Genomic DNA, 20,778 nt, shown 5'->3' on the forward strand with positions numbered 1-20,778 from the left:
TTCATTATATAAACTATTAGAATAATATTTTAATAAAAAAAAATGCACTATAAATTGAACATAAGAAAAAGTTATTCGTTGAATTATTGATGATTACATTCCTCTAAAGCCCTAGAATTATAGAATTTAATATATTTAACAAACTCTTATTAACTTGATATCTTTATCCTAATGAAGACTAAAACACCAGATGTCTTAAATGAAAAGTGTGTTAAAGAAGTAGAAGAAGCTTCTGTATCTTTAGAAATCTGGACCTTAAATAAAGATCAACATCTTGAATTTATAGCGAAAGAGCATAAGATTGTGCTTGTAACGAGTGGCCATCTGACATGTCTTTTATCGGGATATACTGATGAAAATATTAAAGCAGGGCAAATGATATTTATATCTATAGGAAGTCGCTGCCTTATAAGTACAACAGAAGGGGCTTCTGCAATCTGCCTGAAACCGGGATTGATTTTAAATTTATACAATTATTCAAATTACAGCCAATTCTCTTCTCCGAAGGAATTATCATCAAATAAACCTGTAATCTTGAGCTTTACTCCAATTATATCAGTCTATGCTGAATCTTTAAAATGGTTTCTTAACATGAACTTCAGAGATGCTCTATATATCTGTATAAAAATACGAGAGCTTTTTTATCTCATGTCTATCTGCTATACTCTTCAGGAAAGAAGCCTCTTTTTTCAGTCATTGGCCTCGAGAGATAATAGTTTCTCTGATTTTATATACCAAAATTACAGAGAAGTAAAATCAATTAGTGAACTAGCGAGTCTTTCTTGTTATAGCCGTTCAGGTTTTGAAAAACGTTTTCGTAAAATATTTGGAGTACCCGCTTCACATTGGATTACATTGCGAAAAGCAGCGGATATTTATCATGAAATACGTCGGAGCCGTAAAAGTATTAAACAAATTTGTTTTGATTATAGCTTTTCATCGATGTCTCATTTTCACAAATTTTGTAAATCAAAGTTCGGATTATCTCCCGGATATATACGTAAACAAACACTAATAGAGGAAGATGATATAAAAAAGGTGAAAAAGTAACAAAAAAAGGAAAAAATATATGAGCTTTTTTAATAAAACATAATTTATTTTTGTGAGCAACGGTTAAGAAGGCAAAACTTAAATCAATTTAATCACTCAATCGCATAGTCTATTAACTAAGAGTAGGCGGAAATTGAAAAGCAAATATAATACATTTAATAATAAAAGATAGAATACAAATTCTACACTTTGATAGTCTAAAAACTTTTAAATTCAAATAATAGAGACCTAAGGAGAATTACTCCTCCTTAGAAAGTAATATCATCTTGGTAGGCAATAAGCCTGCAATCATCAACTCTAAAGAAGACAAAAACTTTTATAAAAAGGATAAAAACGTGAAAATCAGATTGGTTTCTACAAAACCAATGATGTAACTACTCAATAACATCCGATGACTAAGAAAATAATATTTTTCACACTTATTATTAGTGTGAACTTTTTGCAGGGCAATAGTCAAGCTATGTCAGATAAAACTGAATGGTCTCAAGACATTCTTGGACTCAAATCTAATTTGGTTTATGATATCACAACAACTCTAAATATCGGTATTGAATATCGATTTTTGGATTATCTAAGTTTTGATTTTTCGATAAACTACAACCCTTGGACATTCTCTAAAAATAAAAAATTAAAGCACATTCTTTTCCAGCCCGAATTACGTTACTGGATCAACAAACCATACAACAAGCATTTTGTAGGAGGGCATATTCTCTATAGCCATTATAATGTCGGGAATCTGCCATTCGGGTCCTTAAATAATTATCGTTATCAGGGAGATGGGTACGGATTAGGTATATCCTATGGGTATCAATGGCCTCTTTTTCCAGGATGGAATTTAGAGGCAACTATAGGAGTCGGATACATTTATTTCGATTATGCACGCTATGATTGCGAGACATGCGGGCAAGAACTCGGTAATGGACATAAAAATTATTTTGGCCCTACTAAAATAGGACTCTCACTTATTTACATTCTTAAATAATCGGTATAAATAATTCTTTTACAATTCACACTATTAATCACATTCAATTTAATTAAAAATTCAAGAGCGTATGAAAACGAAAATCAGTTATTTAACTTTATCAATTTTGGCTCTATTAATGAGCTTTAACGGCTGTTCCAATGGTGATGATACAGAGGATGTAGATAAACAACCTAAAAGCGTATTCCTAAAACTAGGTAAAAGTGGCTCTTCTCTCCGTTCTGTGGGTACTCCTGTTGGAGATGGGGATGATGTCGTCCTTCAATCAGGAAATTTATATTTTGTAAATTCATCAGGAGCCATATTAAAACATTATACACTTACAACTACTGCTGCTAGTGCGACGAATATTAATATTACAGATGCCGAAAGTGGAGCATTAATAACAAACCTGCCCGGAAACACTTTTGCTGTGTATGTTGTAGGTAATACTTCCGGTCTTCCTTCATCGGGAAATATTTCTGCAGTAAAGGAATATTTATTACAAGTGGCATCACAGGATGACATAGAAGACGTGAACCTATACGGAACTAACACGCTTACCCCTCCTGTGCTGCCTAATACATTTTATACATCTGAAATCGATCTTAATCCAACTGTGGCCCGGGTCGAATTAACTGATATTACAGCTTCAGGTGTTATTACAAGTTTCAAGGTAGATGGAATCTTCATCGATAATTATTACAAGCAAGCTGTTGTAGATGGAAATGTAGATGTTGCCGATTTTGTTGAAAATGGAGCCTTTGCAGCACCTTTTGCAGATGAAAGCGCTGAATACCCAGCCGGACTAAAACCTGCTATTTATGATTTTTATGATCCGGCACTGACTGCTGTTTCAAAGGTTGCTAAGCCTGTTATTGGCACAATATGGGCATATAATTTATTTGCATCTTCTACCGGTAGTACGGTTCCTCGCATAATTATCCGCTTGAGTGATATACAAACAAATGACCTCTCCATATATACTAGTCCTCAGTTTGTTACGATTAGAGGCTTTAAAGCTGTTTCCGGTGGAGCATCTCTAACGAGTATCAAATCGGGTGAAATCTATAATATTGCTGCAGGAGCACTTACTTTTAAAGAAACAGATTTATCATCGATACCTAACTTAAGCCCAATTGATGTAGAAGTAACTGTTAGTTTGGCAACTTGGTCTGTAGTAGGTGTGACACCTGAACTTTAATTGATATAGTATTCTTTGGAGAAAGAATATTCTTCCTCCAAAGAATCATTTTGTAATCTAACAAAAGCTTTGGCTAAAAATAACACAAGCTACAATAGAAATCTGTAGCTTAATACCTAATCTAAAGGTCTTATATATGAGGTTGTTTTATTTGTTTTTTGGATTATTTTCTGTCTTGGCATTCAATGGCTGTATAGATGATGACTATGAGGATTGCCCAATTGATATCGAAAACAATTTTGTGATTAAGTTCCGTTATGTAAGCAATGAATCCGGAGAGCTTTTTATAAAAAAGATAAAAAAAGTTGATGTATTTGTTTTTAGGGAAAACGGAGAGTATGTAATGTCACAAGATGCAAATATAGATGCATTAACTAATTTTGCCGGAGTTAGCTTGAACTTAGAACCAGGCAACTATCGTATAGTATGTTGGGGAAACGCTTCTGGTAAAAGTTTTGTTAGTCCACTGAGCACAAACAGTCTCATGAAAGATGCTTTTGTTTGTAATATGTCCCTCCGAAATGGAACTTCAGCGATAGATGGAGATACATTATATTATGCATTGGATAATACTGTATTATCCCCATCTTTAAAAGTTACGACTGTATCCGAAACGATAATAGAACGGATACTCGATTTTCGCCGGGCATTCATAAAAGTACAAGTATATGTAAAGGGGCTTGTAGATAAAGACCCTCAGGGAAATCTTCTTGCGCCGATAGTAGAAATGACAGAGGTACCCAGTACTTATAACTTCGAGATGCAGGCTATAGGCACCCCTATACGTTACCTTAATACATCTGTATTTGAGAATATTTCGGGGGAACAAATCGCATCTATAACATTTAATACACTTCGCTTTAAGGATGATAATCCAATTAATATACAAATAAAAAAGAGCTCAGACGGGAGTACGGTTACCTCAATTGGCCTGACTGACTTTATGAAAAAAAATAATATAACAGTAGAAGGTAAAGAAGAGGCTGTGATACCGATACTGGTAGAATATAAAGAAGCCTCTGTTGAAATAAGTGTTCCAGAATGGTGGCAAATACCGGTGACACCAGAATTATAGAAGATATTATTGCACAAGTGGAGTATTAGGGCGCTTTTCAGCTTGCGTACATCATAATATAGAAATAAGATTAGTATTTAGTATATGGGAATCAGAAAAATTGATACGAGACAAAAAAGCATCATTGTATTATTATTTTTAGCAGGAATATTATTCAATTCGTGTCGTGACAATGAGTTTGCACCGATTTTTGGTGTGGAAACAAAAGAAGTAACCTTTTCGGTAAAGATTCCCGGAACGTCGCTACCTAAAACAAAATCGCTGACTGAAAATAATGAAAATGAAGTTCGGAGCATTGAAGTGCTTTTATTCGATAATAATGGGGAATATACTTATCAACCAATATATAGTAATGTTATCAATACAGATGAAAATGACATCAACATTAAAACCTTCACTATAAAAGTTCCCGAAGGAACATATAATATGCTGATTTTTGCGAATGCCCGGGAGGCGATATCAGGAATTATCAGCAGCATTGAAGAAGGAGATTCCAAAACTTCAGTATTAGACAAGCTTGTTATTTCCAATAATGGAAAATGGAATACCGATCCGGTATCTACAGGATACGCTCCTATTCCGATGTTCGGAGAAATACCATCTATCACCGTAAATGCAGGATTATCAAATAACACGCCCGTTAATTTGGTGCGTATGGTATCAAAAATCGATGTGGCACTTACTAATACTGATGCTACGGATAATTTTACCCTAGAAAGTATACGTCTCTATAATTATAATAATAAAGGATATATTGCCCCGGTTTCGAGTAATTGGGATCAGGCTCAGAGTATTGTTACAGATGCCAGTATCCCTGCAGGCTCTACTCTTACACAAGTACCTTTGGTATACGATGATACAGCTATTAATCTAGATCAGACAGCATCATCAGGTGAAATATATACATTTGAGGCTATCAGAGCAAACTCGTCATCGATGCAAGATGCGACCTGTCTGGTAATAGGAGGTACATATACCGGTGATAGTCAACCAACATATTACCGTGTAGACTTTGCCCGTACTTCTTCATCGGTCACCACTTACCTACCTCTACTCAGAAACCATTATTATAAAGTGAATATAACGAAAGTTAGTGGACGCGGTTGGACAACCCCAACCGATGCGTTCAATTCTCTGCCGGTAAATATAGAGGCTAATGTCATTATGTGGGATAATGCAAAAATAGGTGATATAGTTTTTGATGGACAATATATGCTGGGAGTGTCACAAAGAGAAATGACCTTTACCCGTAAAGTACGAACTATTTCGAGTACAGATAATACATTTTCTATAACAACAGATTTTCCTTCGGGATGGAAGATCGAAAAAATAACCGATGCAGGAGGAAGCTCTATAAGTTGGCTAAGTGTAGTGTCTATGATAGGAACTCCGGTAACGGCAGGAACTTCGGGCAATGTAAGTGATCTTAAGCTTAATATGACAGAAAATACTAGCGGATTAGATCGCATTGCCTTTATTCATCTTAGTGCAGGGCGGTTGACTCACACTGTAAAGATAACTCAAAAAGCCGAACTAAACCTGGAACTTACGATTACTGATATGTCTGGAAAAGAAATTTCCGAGCTGGTATTTATCTCATCTGCTGATGTTCAGCCGGCAGCACAACAATTCAAACTCAAATGGAATCCTTCGGTATTCACAGTTTCATCAAGTCGTACTGATCTTTATAATGTGGGCTTTTCATTCGATGGGTCATCAGATCAGCCTGGTTCGGGAGCATTTACCTTGATCAATGATGCTTCAGGCGAAAAAACTTTTACAGTACGCCCTACAGCTATTACGTCTGCTGAATATGCAACAAATCCTTTTCTGGAAAAAGTATCTGTTGTCGATTTCAGAATAGGTGACCCATACACTTTTTTAACTGCAAGTATTTTTCTTAGACAGGTAAAATACAATATCTCTACAGAAAAAGATACATATTATCTGATGGATGGGACTCAGAAGTATTTTACCATTAAGTCTAATACAAATTTCACTGTTGAAATCAAAAGTAACCCTGATAATGTATTACAAACTTTAACAACCACCTCTGGAGGGGGCAATACGAATGGGACGAGAGTATATTTCAACATAATCAATGATATAACGAATCCTACACTTTATAATAGAGATGTAGTGCTGACAATTAAGAGCCCACAAGGACGTTTCGCAGATACAGATATTACTTTGCCTTGCTATGCCGGTATCATACAGCCTAAATCAAATTCCTATATTGTAAGTCCGGGAGGTACAGGAATACTAATCCCTGTAAGTAGAGCTAACGAATCTGCTGCCGGCATTCAACTTGGTACATCAGATAGTTTTACGGCGGGACTTCTTTGGACTGATAATACAAATAAAATAGCATCTAATTCAAATATAAGCATCCTTCAGGCTGTTGGCACAGGTGCATCGGGCTATGTTCTAGTGAAACCGGGAAGTATCCAAGGAAATGCAGTTGTAGAGATTAAAAATGCTTCAAACAAAACACTTTGGTCATGGCATATATGGGTAACTAACTATACTCCGTCAGCCTTAGGTACCGGCAAATTTATGGATCGTAACCTTGGAGCCTTGGGGAACACCTCAAACACAGTGGAAGCAAAAGGTCTATTATATCAATGGGGACGTAAAGATCCGTTCCCGAATTCGTCAACATTAACAGGAACCGATGAACCTATTCTATATACGTCATCAGGCACCACATCAGTATCTAAAATACAGGTAGCAGAATCCAACAACTTGGCCAATTCTATAGCATATCCATTAACTTTCTACTATGGCGCAACACCCAATTTTGATTGGTATACTAATGGAACAGCGCAAAACAATGCTCTTTGGGGACCAGCAACTAAAACAGTTTATGATCCATGCCCTGTTGGATGGCGTGTACCTCAACAAGGAACATGGGGCAGTAGTAATTTTACTATGGGACAAAATGGTACTACATGGGATACCTCGGGAATGACATGGACTGGCTACGGAAACTGGTATCCTGCGGCAGGTTATCGGACGGATGGAAGTGGAAGTTTGACAAACGTTAGTTACAACGGAATATATTGGGCTGCCACAGCTACTGGTGTATACGGATTCAATATGAAATTTAATAGTACAAATTTATGGATTGGGCAACCAACTTACCGTGCCGGAGGTTTTTGTATTCGATGCGTATCCGAACAATAAATAGCCTAGAGGTATCGGCTTAGAAATTATAAACACGAATAAATTATGAAAGTAATTATCAAATTGATTATATATGGAGCTATACTTGTTTTGTTATTATTAGGCATCTCTATGCCTTCATGCAGTGATACCGAATATGTATCGACAGAAAATAAGAATGTCATGGATATGTTATTTTCAGTAGTAGTTCCAGGTTCATCGGGTCTTAAATCTTCTTTGGGTGAAGATGATGAGAATGATGTGCGAAGTATAGAAGTTTTGTTGTTCGACCTAGACGGAAAATACACATATCAACCTTTGTATAGTAATGTTATAAATACTAATCCTACAGACAGTAAGGTTAAGACTTTTTCTGTAAAAATTCCGGAAGGAAATTATAATGTAGTAATTCTGGCAAATTCCAGACAGAGCCTGGCTAATGCTTTAAGCAGCATAAGTGACGGTGAGGAAAAATCTTCGGTTATGGAAAAATTACTATTGTCGAATGCGGGAAAATGGAACACCGATCCTCTATCCGGAGGATACGTTCCCATACCAATGTGGGGAGAATTGACATCACTCTCTGTAGATGGCAATACAGTCATTAATAATCCGGTCAATCTGGTTCGTATGGTTTCCAAAATAGATGTAGCACTTACTCATGTAGATGCCACAAGTAAATTTGTACTGGAAAGCATACGCCTTTATAACTATAATAATAAAGGTGGAATTGCTCCTGTATCGTCAAATTGGAATGCATTACAAGGAAAAGTAACATCCCCTTCGGTTCCTGCTTCTGCACAGAAACCTGCAAATGCGTCACTGAACCCACTTGTGTATGATGAAGATGCCATTACAACACCGGGGATTTCTAGCATAGGAGAAATCTACACTTTTGAAGCATTAGCCGGAAGTTCATCATCTTTACAAGATAATACCTGCCTGGTTATCGGCGGAACTTATACGGGCGACGCCCAACCGACTTATTATCGGATCGATTTTACACAAACATCTTCAGGCGTTACCACCTATCTTGCTTTACTCAGAAATCATCATTATAAAGTAAATATATCTGAAATTAGCGGTTCTGGATTGGCGACTCCAACAGATGCTTTCAATTCTCGTCCGGTTAATATTAAAGCTGAAATTATCCAATGGAATGATGCTCTGATGAGTGACGTTGTTTTTGACGGACAATACATGCTCGGAGTTTCCGCCGGAGAATTCTCTTTTCCCAGAGATATTCAAACAGCTAGTGATGAAAACAATACGCTTGCAGTTACAACTGATAATCCTTCAGGGTGGACTGTAGATAAAATAGTAGATGCGCAAGGCAACAATATTAATTGGGTAAGTTTGTTATCCACATCAGGAACTTCTGTTTCATCTGGTTCTTCGGGTGTAATTTCCAACCTTAAAGTTGGTCTGACGGAAAATGTAAGTGGCTTAGTCCGTATTGGTTTTATCCATTTGAAAGCAGGGCGACTTACTTATATAATCAAAGTGACGCAAGATATAAATGCAGCTATAGCATTAAGTATAAAAAATACTGCAGGAACTCGAAAAATCACAGAATTGATATTTGCAGCACCAATAAATACTCAACCAGATGCCCAACAATTTAAAATAAAGTGGGTTCCAGAATCTTCATCTGTTACAGCAACTCATTATGTGATAGGTAGTACAGGGCTCTCGTTAGACGTTTCTTCAGGTTTGCCTTCCGTTGGTTTGCAGTCTAGTATAAGTGATCCATCAGGAGAGATATTATTTACAATACAACCCCCAGGCATTTCTGATTCCGAGCTTTTAGATAATCCGTTTCTTGTGAAAATATCAAAAATAGATTTCACTGTATCCAATGGTACTAATAATATAACTGAGAGTATATTCTTAAGGCAATCAACTTACAACATTGTGTTCAGCAATGTTAGCAGTTCGTACTGGACAAATGGAAATACATATACGTTTAATGTGAGAAGTAATGCCGGTTGGCGTATAAAAGCCATCACTGAAAATATAACGACAGGTAGTGGTTCTCTTTTGAATCTGCAAGCTTCAGACAACTTAAAGGTTGGAGCAGTTGGTTCCGCTAATACAGGAACAGGTACTGCTGTTAATTTTAGAGTAGTAGGGAATGCCATAAGTATTGCAGGACAGGTAACAGTAGTTTTTGAAAGTACCGACTCTCCCAAAAAGTTCAATGATGCAACTCTTGTATTAAATATAACTAATGAATATTATCCTAAAGCTCATAAAGGATGGGCTGGCAGTAATATATATTACGATCTTGTTTCAGGGCATTTGACTTTCGATGATGTCGGTGTAACCACACACAAGACTTATCAGGGAGTATACTTTCAAGGAGGTAGCTTATATGCTATTTCACCGATAGGTATTTATTCTTTGGCAACAGTATTATATCCTCCTTTGGGGGGAACGACATCAAATATAGAATGGTCTGCAATTCCATATCCTATAACTAATGTAAACAGTAATCCTCCTTCGGGAAAAACAAATCTTGACCGTGCATACCTCTATGAAATAACGAATGCATCTACAGGAGTTGGCGATATTTGCAGATACTTAACGGAAAAAGGATGGGCGCCTCCGGGTAAAAAATGGCGAATGCCTACTTCTAACGAATTTAATGATGTATCGAGTTATTCAATAGTGGGTCCGTTTGTATCATATACCTCTACCCTAGCTGATGGAACTCAGTCTTTCGACAGAGGATATAATAAGTTAGATACAGGTTCTCCATTTTTCCCAGCATCAGGATATCGAGATACAAATAATAGTCTTGTTCAAATCGGAACAAATGGAATGTATTGGTCTTCATCCGCTAACGGAGCCAATAACTATGCCATGACTTTTGCTAATGGCAATTTGATAACAACCAATTATGAACTTTTTCGTACTTTAGGCTTTTGTGTGCGTTGTGTAGTAGAAGAATAACTTTTAAAAACAGTTATAACTTGAAGGGAAGATATATAGGCTTTAATCCTACATATCTATCCCTTTTGTCATTTCTTTATTTTAGTGATGTTTATTTCTTTTGGATATTTATAAAATCCTTCTCCTGAGAGATATCCCAGTTTTCCTTGTTTTATAAAATTGTCTTTTAGATATTGTGCAAATAATTTTGCTTTCAGATCTCCATTAGCGGCTATATTATATACTGTATTTATACCAACTATATCATATATTTCAAAAGGACCAACAGGTGAGCCTGTTGCGATACGCCATGTTTTATCGATGGTTTCAATATCGCCAACACCCTTTAGGTAGAGTTCGGTAGCAGCTGCCATAAAAGGCATTAACAATGAATTTAAGATATAACCACGTTGCTCTTGCTTTACAAGGATAGGAATCATTCCAATCGCTTTTGCAAATTCTATAACAGTATTATACGAATCAGCATCAGTCTCTGAAGATTTCATAATTTCAGCAATATTGCAGTGAAATAATAAATTTGAAAAATGTAATGCCATAAATTTATGAGGACGTCCTGTAAACTCCATCAGATCGCTGGGTAACATTGTTGATGAATTAGTGGTGAAAATTGTCTTTGCAGGAGCAACTCTTCCTAGCTCTGTGTATAATTTTTGTTTTATTTCGATATTCTCGGGTATAGCTTCTATTGTAAGATCAGCATCTTGAACAGCTTCAGAAAGATTAAAAGAATACGAAATATTATTAAAAGCGGCATCCATTTCTTCTTCGGTAGCATGAGCCTCTCTCAGATATATGTTCCTTAGTAACTCAAGGTTTTCAATCCCTTGACTGTATAAGTCAACATTGATGTCATATATCGTGACATTGAATCCTTTAAAAGCTGTCTGAAATGCAATTTGAGAGCCCATATTACCTCCCCCTAGAATAGTTACATTGGACATTTTATTCATCTTCCTTATTTTAGTTTGTATAGTTGAAGTATCTCTATATTTTTTTCATCTATCGTATTGATAATCGTGTCTGTTAAAATTAAAGTGTAATTTTCTTTGAAAGCACGCAGATTTAAAAAATATTCTTGATTTCCAATTTTCCGTCTCTTCTGCACTTTTGTGCTTCCATCTATATCCAATAGAGGCAAGGGCATAACTATAAACTTGATTTCTTTATTTTCAATATACCTTGTCTGTTCATCACGCATTTGAGGATATGACTCATATGTTAGATTCGGTGAAACAAAATAACGAATATTAGGAACGATTTTACATGTTGTAAATAAACTATTACCCAGACCAAAACCAACATTTAGGAGTGTTGGTTTTGGTTCCTTAACAATTTCATCATGAATTTTCTGTGTAAGTAATCCCGGCTTCAAAGAAACTGTAGTCCCGGCGATCTTACTATTCCCCAAATCAGTCTGACTATAGCCTATATATATCATACAACTTGTAATGATAAGTAAAAAAGCAGATGTAATATATTTTACTATCGTTATAAAACCGGATATGTATATAAACAAACTTAGTACGCCCAATAAGCTAAAAATAAGAAATACAACAGGATAATACATTTGAAAAACCGGAGACATAAATATAATAATGTAAAGAGCGACTCCGGATAATAGTAAAGCATATTTACCTAAAGTATACTTAATATGTTTTACTGGAAAATAGAAAACTCCAATAAGTGCCATAAAGAAAAGTGCAAAAGGATCCATAAACAGGTATACAACACGGAGCAATACTAATTGTACAGAACTGCTTATCGTCTGTAATTCAGCATATTTTCTATTCAATTCAATATAAATAGAGTATGCTTCTTGGAGTGCGTCATTAACATAGAGGTACAAAAGAATAGGAGTTGCAATAATCAAAAGTCCTGCAATATATGCAACCATATTTACTGCAAAATTTTTGAACGCTCTCTTCCGTAAAAGATTAAAAAATATAGCAGCTAAAGGAAAGAACCAAAAAGCCAACAAATTGAGTTTTATGAAAAGTACCATAGAACACATAATTCCATGTATAAACATTACTGACGGCTTATGGATAGATACACCTTTTCCTTTAAAATATCTGACAAAGTAATATAAACTAATACATTCGAAAACAAGAATAAACTCTTCTGCTGATCCTCCCGCTTTCATTATTTTCAGTATAAAGACAGGGAAAATAATAGCTACTATATATGCAAAAGCATTATCCAAATATAATTTAGATAGCTTATAGATATAATAAACCATTATAAACCATGCAGTCCATTGAATCAGAAACATTCCGAAGAAAGAATTATTTGATATAAGATATCCCAGACCATATATAAAGAAAATAAGAGGCCCTTTATGATCAAAAGTTTCAGTATAAAGGGTTCTGCCATTAAACATAGCTTTTGCTACATTAAAGTAAATATTTACATCTGCCCATTCATTTGAATAATACAAAGGAGACATGTGAGAACAGATGATTAATAGAAAAAAGACATAACAACCGAGAAGTATTATTATTTTACTTTCGGTCAGTGAGTTAAAAACGCTCATGCTCAAATTATATTCTTTTTAATTACTGTTTTACAGTTATAATTTCTTCCAATAATTCGGCAGCTCTTTTATTGCCACCTGCTTCTATAAAAGATTGTTGAATCTCTTTAGCCGCTTTTTTATATGTAGGATTGTATAATAGCTCATCTACAGCATGTTCGATGTCTTTAACGCGCATACGACTATATTTGATGCGAATACCACAGCCGTAGTTTTGAATTAGTTGTGCTGTATGCGATTGATCGAAGGCCATCGGAATAATGAGCATAGGTATACCATTCATAAAAGTATCGCAAGTTGTATTTAACCCACCATGCCCGATTACAACATCTATATGTTTCAATAATTCCGATTGAGGAACATATCCTTGCACTATAAAGTTCTCAGGCCATTCATCCAATATGTTAGGATCTGCAGCCGCTATAACAGTAACAGGCTTATCTTTTAACGCGTCAATCATGCGGCTAAAGAAATCTTTCCGACTTTGGACCAATACTGTTCCTATCGAAATGTATATCTTAGGGTGGTCACCCATTGCCTCAAGCTTTTTCCAATCGAATGGAGTATTATCCGGTCTACCTGTCAATGCCCCTATAAACTTCATATAGGGTGGTACAGAAGCATTATCTAAACCGCAAAATAGCTGTGAGGTATAGTACATATTCAATAGCTTAGACTGCACAAACTCTTCATCCCCATCTATTCCAACAAAACGTTGTAAATCAATGATTGATTTATGTACCCATTCTGTAACTTTAGGTGCACTTTGAGGGTCGTTCAGAGCATTAGGTGTAATAGGCGTTATAGTGGCAAATGGAATATTTTTTAATTGAGCGGACAGTCCACCAACAAAAGTAATACAATCATTCACTATTACATCGGGTTTATATTGCTCTACAATCTCATTAAACTCGTCTATCATCATCCTAGCAAAAGGAATATAGGTATCTTCCAATCCTAACTTAAGAGCTTCAAGTGCCGGCATATTAGCGCCCTTATTTTGCAGCAAGATTATTCGTTCTATCTCTTTTTTGTTTTTACTCTCTGTTTTTTCCATATAGAAGTATTTTGCTCCTAAAGGAAAGAGTTTCATATTGAGTTTGGTCATACCCGCCCAAGCAACATCATGGCCTCTTTCTAAGAGAGTGCCTCCTATACTTAATGTGGGGTTTATATGCCCCCAGAAAGGAGGAATTACAAATAAAAATTTAGACATTTAATTCTATTTTAAGGTTATAGACCTATTTGTTTTGTAAGTATATTTTCTAATAATTTTACTGCTTTAGCAACGCCTCCCGCTTCTTCAAATGATTTTTGTATTGCCTGGGCATTTTCTGAATATTTCTTGTCATGGAGAATTTCGTTGACAGCATCTTTCAATTGCTGTGCCTTAAATCGATTGAAGTTTAATCGTATTCCTGATCCGCTATCTACAACTGTGCTTGCAACATAGGATTGGTCATAGGCAATAGGTAAAACAACCAAAGGTTTGGCATATGACAATGATTCACAAACAGTATTGTGTCCTCCGTGGCATACTAAAACATCCATTAGAGGGATAAGTTTAAGTTGTGGAATGCGTCTACATACTATAAAATTTTGAGGCATATAGTCAAACAACTCAGGATCGGAAACAATTACGATTCCTATCATATCATTCTCGAAAGCCTCTGTCACTTTCCTTAGAAATTGTCGTTTGAGGTTGTGATCAAATGTTGTTCCTATTGTGACTAGTATTTTAGGAAGATCATTCATTGATTGAAGTTTATGCCAATCAAAATCATCGGTCAAATCTCCTCTATTGATTACTGGACCTACGAATTGGTAATAATTATCTAAGTTAGATTCTCCAAATAATTTTTTAGAAGTATATACAATTGTAAGTAATTTGGAGCAATCTAAACGCTTATCGCTATTAAGCCCTACACTCTTTTGAAACTTTATAATCTGATCTCCTTCCCATTCATGAATCGTCGGTAAAGCTTCGTTTACCTTTATTGCCGCCGGAGCAGTTACAGATGTTACATAAGGTATATTCTTTTGTATTGCAGCTACTGCTGCAGCAAATATCTGATGATCATTAATAATGATGTCAGGTTTATAAGCATCAATAAGTTTTTTTATGCCATCAAGCATGCCCGCATTCATTGGAATTAATACCTCATCATAGAGGAACTTCAAGCTATCAAGACCATAAACAGCTTTTTTGCCTAGCTTCAGAATTTCATTTTTTATCTGTTCTTTATCGGCTTCACTTATATCAGCATCGAGTAAAAGAAATGTGCCGCCGTTGGGTATTCTTTCTTCTAATTGAGGATCAATGCTTATCCATGCCACATCATGTTTATTTTTAAGCAATTCAGTCCCCAAACCTAAGGTAGGATTAACGTGACCTGTAAGTGGCGGAACTATAAATAAAAATCTGCCTTTCATTTGATAAATTCTAATAGTTTCTCAATAATCCATTGTGGTTTTTGAATAGGCAAGTTATGATCGCCACTACCTTCTAATAAATAAGAATTTGGAATAATTTCTTTCAATAGATTTCCGGCTAATAAACAATCCGAATCAGAGCCATATAATAATAAGGTTGGCACTTTAATAGAATTGGTAGATAATATATCAAACAAATTATTATCTATATCAAAATCTTCCTTAATTGAAGTATGGTTGAATAAGTATTCATAGAGTTTTTTATTCTTTTCAATCTGCCTTTTTCCGGGCTGTAAAGATGTGGACTCAGCATAGTTATTCAAATACTGATCTATAAATTTATTCCCATATTTTTGGAGTACTTCAGGAGCATCACCTTCGTCCGGCTTGGGAGACTCTATCAGGCTTAGTTTTTCCACCCTATCAGAGTAAAGCATTACCGTTTTTAAGGCTATAAGACCACCATAGCTGTATCCAATCAAGTGTACTTTCTTTAAGTTCAGAACATCAAGTAGAGCTATCAAGTCATCAGACATCGCCTCAAGATTATATCCACAGTCAACACGTTCACTCAGACCGTGACTTTGCAAATCATATAATACAACATGAAAATGTTTAGCCAGTTCGGGGGCTATGTTAAAGTAGAATACTGACATATTGGTAAACATACCATGAATCATCACAATAGCCTGAGATGCTTCACGATTCATTTCCAATACATGGATTTTCTTGTTATTTATCTGAATGATTGCCATCAACAATAAAGTTTACAATATCTCCTATATTCAACTTTACAATCTGATCAAGATCCATTGCTAACAACCATTTTGTAAAGTCTATATCCGTCCCGTATTTAATTCTAACTTTCTCAGCAAAAGCCACAAGCTCAATACTATCCATCTCCAGATCTTTTGTAAATTTACTATTTTGAGTTATATCAAGTTCTTCTGCTATATCTGCACCTATTATATCTGAAATAAACTGATGCAAAACTTCAAATACCAGATCTTTTTCTTCTTTTACGATTATTGTGTCCATCCTATTATGTAGTTTTTATATTTAAATATCTTTATTTCACAATCTTCAATAAAAAGAATGTCTTCATTTATTCTTTTTACTTCATATCGTTTAGGGTTCCCTTGAAGTCCCACGCCTAACATTTTTCCATAAGCTTCTTTTGCTACCCAAAAACGAGTGCTCCATTCTGTGATATCCTTATCTTTAATCAATTCGAGTTCGTAAGGGGTGAATGAAATTTCCAAAAAGTCTTTTGTACGTTCCTCTATTGTTTCAATATCAATACCAACAGATTTTTCTGAAACAATGCTCACACTGGCTCCATTTTTGTGAGCTAAAGAAATCTCTAATCCTTTTGTTTCTTCTAGACCATACACATAAGGCTTGCCATAATCATCATATTTTATAAAGTATTCAATTGGGTATGTTAATTTACCACTCTTATTCTGAACATACCACCTTAAACTATCTTTAAGAGCAATCCTGCTAGTAAGATAATCTTTCCGCTTATTTAGAGGCAGAGAAGCTTGTCGTTTCTTTTCGGGCTGATTTAAGTATCTTTTTCTAAGAAATTCTAAAACACCTGTTTTATTATATATACTTTCCGATAAAAATACTCCAGGTGCGATTTGTTGCGATATAAAATTTTTTCCAGGATTCAAAGTCATCTCCCATAGCAAACTATCAAACTCAAATCGTCTGTTTTGCCAGCCTTTGACAATACACCATACTTTACTTTCTCTTTTCAGTATCATTTCTGCTGTCGTAAAGTCTTTATCAATAGTTTTACTCAAACAGATACATTCAAATAATCCTTCTTGATCACGCATATCTTGATAAAAAGTAATTTCCTGAACTTTTACAGGAAAGGTTATATAGTTTATATCCAGAATAAGATGTAAATACAAACCATAAGTTTGCCCCATATTATCAAGGAGAGATCCTTTGCCTGCCTTTTTTCTTATATAAGATCTTATACCTTTTTCTGTGACATTTGTAACCATTTCTATTCCCTGATATTCAATTCCATGAAACATATACTTTTCATATATTTGCTCTGGTGTAGGTAATGGTCTGATATCTTCTCCCAGATCAATATAATCTTCATAATATGAATCAGGCTTAGAAAATGAGTTTCTTAATGTAACCTCGCCCGATGCATAATGCTTGATGTTTAAAGAAAGTAATTCATCAGACTTCCACACACCATTTATTTTCTGGACAAAGGGTGTATGAACTTCCATCCACTGATAAACACTGATAGGTCCAATTCTTACAATCTTTTTTGACAAATCCTGTCTATGTGCAGCTTCAGCTATCAACTCAAAGGTCATAGTCATTGGAATTACAGGGTTTAAGTCTTCCACATAGTTCCAATTTGCCGGTTGCTTAACTAATGAGTGCCCTATTAGTGTAGGGTGTGTATCTAATGATACGTATAAATCTTCTTCAAATGTTGATCCTGTCTTGGCCCCATTTCTTATAATGGTAGGTTTTAAATCTTTTTCGATAACAGGAGAAATGGTATTCGTGACTTGAGATTGAGTATTAGCAGAGATATTTTTATAGTTTATATTCCTTTCCTTTAATAGTCCGGCTAGTTCCATCTGCATTTGTGCCATCTCTTTGATATTCTCATTCAGAGCTGACATTATCGGATGAGAAGTTTCCATTGCTAATGAGTCAAAATCAACAGAAGTCGTTTTTTGTAGACGATTTCGGACATGTCCACTCAAAAGAGGAAAGTCTGATTGAAAGCCCATGAGCATTTGTAGATTCATTCCTTTTTTCTGTTTTTTCTTATTCAGTTTCTCTACATTAAGAAAAGACATATCAACATTCCGACCTTCTATATAAAGCAATGCCATCACGCGTCTCAATTGCTCTAATGTAGTTCTTTGTGTGCTGACCTCAGATATAGAACTATAGGGTTTGTTTACCAATATATCATCAACAAATCCGACAAGGCTTCCTCCTCCGACCTGAATAAATACGCGCACATTTTCCTCATCATAGAGTTTTTCAATAAGCTCTCTAAATCTTACACTTTCTATAAGATGTTTGACTGATAATGCTTTAATATAATGAGATTCGGTTGGATAAGGTTCCAATGTATTCGATGACCACATTGGCACACTCGGATCAAGGAATTCGAGATGTTTAAACGAATCCTCAAGCAGATCAAGCCTGTCTTTTATGAAAGGAGTGTGAAATCCAGATTGATATGGTAAAACCTGAAAGAAAATCTTTTCCTGTCTAAGAGATTCGGACAACTTATTAAGAGCATCTTCGGTAGCGCATAATAATACTTGATTCGGACAATTATCATTAGACAAGTAAAGATTAGGTATTGAGTCTAGATACTTCTTAACCCTCTCCCGCCCTACACTGACAGCAATAAAGAAAACACCATCTATTTTATATTGACTCGCATCTAAGCAGTTGATAAGTTTTTTGATTGATTTACCTGATACCATACCTGATGCTTCCACGCCGAACCATTCACCTAAGCTGTGTCCGACATTCATATCTGATTTTATATTTAATACCTTCAACGACATATCCATCGCTTTGTTGATACGATACAATCTTAAGACATTGTCTATAATTTTACTTTCTGTTGATTTGTATTCCTCTTCAGGTAAAGAAAATTTAAAATAGTTAATCAGGCTCTCTATTTCAGGATTCACTCCGGGATCATAACCCGGATACATAAAAGCAATCTTTCCTCCATTCTTTATAAGTGGTTTATTTGTAAACCAAATATCTTGACGCCCTTTCCATATTAAATCTTTTTCAATAAACTTTATAGCTTTTTCTATCCTATCAGGTGTTGGGTTGAATAGAACCAAACGGTAGTCACCGTCTTGATTAAAAGATGCTGTTTGTCCATTACGTAAAGTCTTTATTAACTCTTCTTTGGAGGTAGAGCTAATCGCTATTACTTTATCATGAAATGGGCTTTTCTCAACATCATCGTCTAAAGATCGTTTATCTCCATATGCTTCTAAGATCACATGTGCATTTATTCCTCCAAAACCAAAAGCATTTACCCCAGCAACTAATGGGTAATTATTTTCATCCCAATCCTGTAGTTGCTGTACAGGTCTGAAACGGGTATTTTCTATCCCTTTTAATGGATGCTCACAATGTAATGTTGAAGGAATTTTTCTAGTATATAAAGCTAAAACTGTTTTAATCAGACCAAGAATACCTGCGGCAGGCATAGCATGACCAATATTAGATTTTACAGAACCGATCAGTACATCTTTGTCACATTCTTCTTTTGGAAACACTTCTGATAAAGTTTGTAACTCTGTCTTATCCCCTATCATTGTAGCAGTGCCATGTGCTTCTAAATAACCAATTTTAGATTTGTCTAAATCTCTATTAGCCCAGGCTGTTTCTATAGCAAGTTTTTGTCCGTTTACTGATGGAGCCATTACGGCAACTCCTGATCCATCACTACTCACTCCTACCGCTTTGATGACTGCATAAATACGATCTTTGTCTGCAATAGCCTTATCCAGCGTTTTTAGAACAACGAAACCGCTACCTTCACCAATCAGTAGACCATCCGCATTTTCGCTGAATGGACAGATCTGTTGTTTATGAGATAGAGCTCCAAGTTGTGAGAAAATACTCCAAAACGGAGCATTATGACCAACATGAACTCCCCCTGCAACTGCAATATCACATCTTCCACTTTCTAATTCTTTCACACAATGATCCAATGCAATCAAAGAGCTGGCACAAGCTGCATCAACTACATATGACGGTCCCTGCATATCTAACTTATTAGAAATAAGGGATGCTATCAGATTGGGTATAAGCCCGGGCATAGAATCCGCCTGATAACGCCCTCGTGACGCTTGATACTGTTCTTTTATTTTGTCGAGTTCTTCATCAGACAAATCGGGTAATGCTTTTTTTACTGCTTCTGTTATTTGATGACTGACATGAACAATATCCATAGCTCGCCATATAGCAGATCCCACATACGCTCCTTTTCCTATTACCAATGCGCATTTCTTTAAGGATATATTTTTTTCAAAGACCGATGCATCTTCCAACGCTTCATAAACACTTTTTAATGCTAAAAGATGCGCCGTATCCATTCCTTCTACAGCCAATGGTAGAATAGAAAACTGCATGGGATCAAATAATATATCCGGAATAAAACCTCCTCGTTTGCAGTAGAATCGATCTACAGCCGGAGTCTTTGTCTCATCAAAATATCTAGGATCCAATCTATCTGCAGGAACATCCTTAATACAGTCTACCCCATTGATAAGATTGTTCCAATACTCAGTGTAATTACTTGCTTCAGGAGCAAAACAAGACATTCCTACTATTGCTATATCTTTTTTATTTTCCACTTCTGA

13 protein-coding genes are annotated in these 20,778 nt (G+C 35.5%); 6 read left to right on the forward strand and 7 right to left on the reverse strand.

The features are described 5' to 3' along the window. Positions 1-171 precede the first annotated feature (171 nt). The 6 genes from E4T88_RS13690 to E4T88_RS13715 all read left to right on the forward strand — a co-directional run bounded on the left by E4T88_RS13690 (position 172) and on the right by E4T88_RS13715 (position 10,410). A complete protein-coding gene (locus E4T88_RS13690) occupies positions 172-1,050 on the forward strand; it encodes a helix-turn-helix domain-containing protein (RefSeq protein WP_135106355.1) in 879 nt (292 codons plus the stop codon). Between the two features lie 460 nt (positions 1,051-1,510). Then, entirely contained in the window at positions 1,511-2,032 is a 522-nt protein-coding gene (locus E4T88_RS13695; protein ID WP_228093920.1) for a DUF3575 domain-containing protein, read from the forward strand. Positions 2,033-2,102: 70 nt separating this feature from the next. Then, entirely contained in the window at positions 2,103-3,215 is a 1,113-nt protein-coding gene (locus E4T88_RS13700) for a hypothetical protein (RefSeq protein ID WP_135106359.1), read from the forward strand. Positions 3,216-3,351: 136 nt separating this feature from the next. Continuing rightward, positions 3,352-4,290 carry a FimB/Mfa2 family fimbrial subunit gene (locus tag E4T88_RS13705; RefSeq protein ID WP_135106361.1) on the forward strand — a complete coding sequence of 313 codons (939 nt, stop codon included), beginning with the start codon at positions 3,352-3,354 and terminating at the stop codon, positions 4,288-4,290. An 84-nt stretch (positions 4,291-4,374) separates the two neighbouring features. Continuing rightward, complete coding sequence (locus tag E4T88_RS13710; RefSeq protein WP_135106363.1) at positions 4,375-7,476, forward strand: fimbrial protein; 3,102 nt, start codon at positions 4,375-4,377, stop codon at positions 7,474-7,476. A 45-nt stretch (positions 7,477-7,521) separates the two neighbouring features. Then, positions 7,522-10,410, forward strand: coding sequence for a fimbrial protein (locus E4T88_RS13715; protein ID WP_135106365.1), 2,889 nt, complete (start codon positions 7,522-7,524; stop codon positions 10,408-10,410). Positions 10,411-10,478: 68 nt separating this feature from the next. Here E4T88_RS13715 and E4T88_RS13720 read toward each other — a convergent pair whose 3' ends face one another. The 7 genes from E4T88_RS13720 to E4T88_RS13750 all read right to left on the reverse strand — a co-directional run bounded on the left by E4T88_RS13720 (position 10,479) and on the right by E4T88_RS13750 (position 20,772). Then, positions 10,479-11,360 carry a 3-hydroxyacyl-CoA dehydrogenase gene (locus tag E4T88_RS13720; RefSeq protein WP_135106367.1) on the reverse strand — a complete coding sequence of 294 codons (882 nt, stop codon included), beginning with the start codon at positions 11,358-11,360 and terminating at the stop codon, positions 10,479-10,481. Between the two features lie 5 nt (positions 11,361-11,365). Continuing rightward, complete coding sequence (locus tag E4T88_RS13725) at positions 11,366-12,856, reverse strand: glycosyltransferase family protein (RefSeq protein WP_135106369.1); 1,491 nt, start codon at positions 12,854-12,856, stop codon at positions 11,366-11,368. Positions 12,857-12,965: 109 nt separating this feature from the next. Continuing rightward, positions 12,966-14,159: a glycosyltransferase gene (locus tag E4T88_RS13730; protein WP_135106371.1), complete on the reverse strand. Its 1,194-nt coding sequence runs from the start codon at positions 14,157-14,159 to the stop codon at positions 12,966-12,968. Positions 14,160-14,176: 17 nt separating this feature from the next. Then, positions 14,177-15,376: a glycosyltransferase gene (locus E4T88_RS13735; protein ID WP_135106373.1), complete on the reverse strand. Its 1,200-nt coding sequence runs from the start codon at positions 15,374-15,376 to the stop codon at positions 14,177-14,179. Further along, entirely contained in the window at positions 15,373-16,131 is a 759-nt protein-coding gene (locus tag E4T88_RS13740) for an alpha/beta fold hydrolase (RefSeq protein WP_135106375.1), read from the reverse strand. The genes E4T88_RS13735 and E4T88_RS13740 overlap by 4 nt, the downstream gene beginning before the upstream one ends. Further along, on the reverse strand, positions 16,109-16,414 hold the full coding sequence (locus E4T88_RS13745; RefSeq protein ID WP_135106377.1) for an acyl carrier protein: 306 nt from the start codon (positions 16,412-16,414) through the stop codon (positions 16,109-16,111). The genes E4T88_RS13740 and E4T88_RS13745 overlap by 23 nt, the downstream gene beginning before the upstream one ends. Continuing rightward, positions 16,402-20,772 carry a type I polyketide synthase gene (locus E4T88_RS13750; RefSeq protein ID WP_135106379.1) on the reverse strand — a complete coding sequence of 1,457 codons (4,371 nt, stop codon included), beginning with the start codon at positions 20,770-20,772 and terminating at the stop codon, positions 16,402-16,404. The genes E4T88_RS13745 and E4T88_RS13750 overlap by 13 nt, the downstream gene beginning before the upstream one ends. Positions 20,773-20,778: the final 6 nt, after the last annotated feature.

This window comes from Dysgonomonas mossii (assembly GCF_004569505.1).
In the GTDB taxonomy this organism is placed as follows: domain Bacteria; phylum Bacteroidota; class Bacteroidia; order Bacteroidales; family Dysgonomonadaceae; genus Dysgonomonas.

Excerpts from the sequence above, each read along its gene's own strand:
- E4T88_RS13730 (WP_135106371.1), bottom strand. The coding sequence starts at position 14,159 with ATGTCTAAATTTTTATTTGTAATTCCTCCTTTCTGGGGGCATATAAAC.
- E4T88_RS13690 (WP_135106355.1), top strand. The coding sequence starts at position 172 with ATGAAGACTAAAACACCAGATGTCTTAAATGAAAAGTGTGTTAAAGAA.
- E4T88_RS13740 (WP_135106375.1), bottom strand. The coding sequence starts at position 16,131 with ATGGCAATCATTCAGATAAATAACAAGAAAATCCATGTATTGGAAATG.
- E4T88_RS13720 (WP_135106367.1), bottom strand. The coding sequence starts at position 11,360 with ATGAATAAAATGTCCAATGTAACTATTCTAGGGGGAGGTAATATGGGC.
- E4T88_RS13705 (WP_135106361.1), top strand. The coding sequence starts at position 3,352 with ATGAGGTTGTTTTATTTGTTTTTTGGATTATTTTCTGTCTTGGCATTC.
- E4T88_RS13715 (WP_135106365.1), top strand. The coding sequence starts at position 7,522 with ATGAAAGTAATTATCAAATTGATTATATATGGAGCTATACTTGTTTTG.
- E4T88_RS13745 (WP_135106377.1), bottom strand. The coding sequence starts at position 16,414 with ATGGACACAATAATCGTAAAAGAAGAAAAAGATCTGGTATTTGAAGTT.
- E4T88_RS13695 (WP_228093920.1), top strand. The coding sequence starts at position 1,511 with ATGTCAGATAAAACTGAATGGTCTCAAGACATTCTTGGACTCAAATCT.
- E4T88_RS13700 (WP_135106359.1), top strand. The coding sequence starts at position 2,103 with ATGAAAACGAAAATCAGTTATTTAACTTTATCAATTTTGGCTCTATTA.
- E4T88_RS13710 (WP_135106363.1), top strand. The coding sequence starts at position 4,375 with ATGGGAATCAGAAAAATTGATACGAGACAAAAAAGCATCATTGTATTA.
- E4T88_RS13725 (WP_135106369.1), bottom strand. The coding sequence starts at position 12,856 with ATGTCTCCTTTGTATTATTCAAATGAATGGGCAGATGTAAATATTTAC.
- E4T88_RS13735 (WP_135106373.1), bottom strand. The coding sequence starts at position 15,376 with ATGAAAGGCAGATTTTTATTTATAGTTCCGCCACTTACAGGTCACGTT.